At 68.8% G+C, this 1,866-nt stretch carries 3 protein-coding genes; 2 read left to right on the top strand and 1 reads right to left on the bottom strand.

Annotation, left to right across the window (positions count from 1 at the left end; all coding sequences use genetic code 11):
- A partial coding sequence (locus KME80_RS49705; protein ID WP_219520067.1) for an alpha/beta hydrolase occupies positions 1 to 352 on the bottom strand: 352 nt, incomplete at its 3' end.
- 324 nt (positions 353 to 676) lie between these two features.
- On the opposite strand from KME80_RS49705, the gene KME80_RS49710 reads away from it, so the two are divergent.
- Together KME80_RS49710 and KME80_RS51565 are read left to right on the top strand one after the other, a co-directional pair.
- Positions 677 to 1,480 (top strand): site-specific integrase, encoded by an 804-nt coding sequence (locus KME80_RS49710; RefSeq protein ID WP_246647171.1) that lies wholly within the window; start codon positions 677 to 679, stop codon positions 1,478 to 1,480.
- Entirely contained in the window at positions 1,440 to 1,619 is a 180-nt protein-coding gene (locus KME80_RS51565) for a tyrosine-type recombinase/integrase (protein ID WP_246647173.1), read from the top strand. Before KME80_RS49710 ends, KME80_RS51565 begins: the two co-directional genes overlap by 41 nt.
- Positions 1,620 to 1,866 lie beyond the last annotated feature (247 nt).

Below are 1,866 nucleotides of genomic sequence, written 5' to 3' on the forward strand. Positions count from 1 at the left end.
CGAGCACGGCGGCTTGGGCTGCCACCGAGCCGCCGATGCTCACCCCCCACACCCCGATCCGCTCCGGCTGCACTTCGGGGCGGGTCTGCAGGTAGGACACGGCGCTGCGGAAGTCCTGCACCTGCCGCTCCGGGTAGTCCTGGCCGCGCGGTTCGCCTTCGCTGGAGCCGACCGTGCGGTAGTCGATGGCCAGCACCGCGAAGCCGGCCTTGACGAAGTGCGGCGCGAAGAACGCCAGCGCCTCTTTGACCATCACCCCGCTGTGCCCGAGCACCAGCCCGGGGACCGGGTCGCTCGTCTCAGGCAGGTAGAGATCATCCGCGCAGCGGGTGCCGACGCTATTGAAGGTCACGTGTTCCATTGCTCTCCGTACTGTTGGCTAGTTATTTCAAACATGACTGAAATAGCTAGCGATGTCAATCTGAAGGCTAGATAGGGGAGAGGTGGCACCCGCCACTAACGCCGGCGCATCGCGGCACCCGGCGGCGGTACCCGGAGCCTCGGCCAGTCGGGAAGCGGGAGCAGCATGTACGTGATAATGAGCCATTATCACGTACATGAGCGATCATGGCGGCCCAGCGACCAGGACAATCGCTAGCCGGGACGGTGCGCGATTCCCGCACGTTATCCGGTACATCATTCGGACGGGCACGGTGACTGCTGCCCGGCGGCCGGCATGACCCCCGCACCGAAGGTCACCGCCCTTCGCGGTGGAGGCGTCAGCCTCGCCGCGGCCGCCGACGCCTTCCTCCCGATTCCGCGCACGGCCAACCTCAACACCCACCGCGCCTACGCCTCCGCCATCGACCGCACCATCGAACTGCTCGGCCGCGACCGGCCGCTCGCCGAGATTGCCGACACCGAGATCGGCCAGGCGCTCGCCGAGCTGTGGGGAGCGAGCGCCCCGGCGACCTGGAAACGCAACCGCGCCGCCATCGCCTCCTGGCTGACCTGGTGCCAGACCAGGAAGCACTGGGCCGCCCCGTCGGTCCCGGCTGAGGCCGAGCGTCGCAAAGAGAGCGCCGATGAGACCCGCGCGGTCGCCAAGACCACCATCCACCGGCTGCTGTCGCGCCGCGACATCCCGCTGCGCGAGAAGACGCTGTGGCGGATGCTGTACGAGACCGCCGGCCGGGCCGCGGAGATCCTCGCGCTGAACCTCGAGGACCTCGACCTGGAGCACCGGCGGGCGCCTGTCCGCTCCAAGGGCGGCGCGACCGAGTGGGCGTACTGGGACAGCGGCACCGCCCACCTCCTGCCCCCGGCTCCTTCTCCTCCCCGACGCCAGCACGCGCACCCACGGCCCGCTGTTCCTGTCCGAACGCCGCCCGGTCCCCGCTCGCCTCCCGGCGGCCGCCGACATCTGCCCGCACACCGGCCGCGCCCGCCTCGGCTACGACCGAGCCCACGTCCTGCTGGAGACGTACGCCAGGCTCGATCTGCACCAGCTACGCCACACTGCCGCCACCCACCTTGGTGAGGCCGAAATCCCACTGCAGCTCATCATGGGCAAGACCCGGCACAAGAACCCCCGCACCGCCATGCGCTACGTGAAACCCGGCGCCGAAGCCATCGCCAAGGTCACCGAGGTCCTGGCACCGCGTCGCCGTACCCACTGATTAGCAACTTCTCCACGAGGGAGGGACACTGCCCCTTTCTCTCGTACTTACTCTGGTCCCCCAACCAGGCGGCGGTGCGGCCGAGTTGCTCGCCCGGCCTGGCGTGCCTAGGCCGTGTTCCAAAGGATCGTGAGCCAGTCGTTGATGGCAGCGATGTGGACGGTGGCTGCGTAGCGGACGGCGAGCTTGTCGTACCGGGTGGCGATGCCGCGATGGCGTTTGAGCCGGTTGATGCCGCACTCAACGG

It is taken from the genome of Nonomuraea ceibae (assembly GCF_019396325.1).
Lineage (GTDB): Bacteria > Actinomycetota > Actinomycetes > Streptosporangiales > Streptosporangiaceae > Nonomuraea > Nonomuraea ceibae.

Bases quoted from the DNA above. Each gene is read 5' to 3' on its own strand.
- KME80_RS49710 (WP_246647171.1), top strand. From the start codon at position 677: ATGACCCCCGCACCGAAGGTCACCGCCCTTCGCGGTGGAGGCGTCAGC.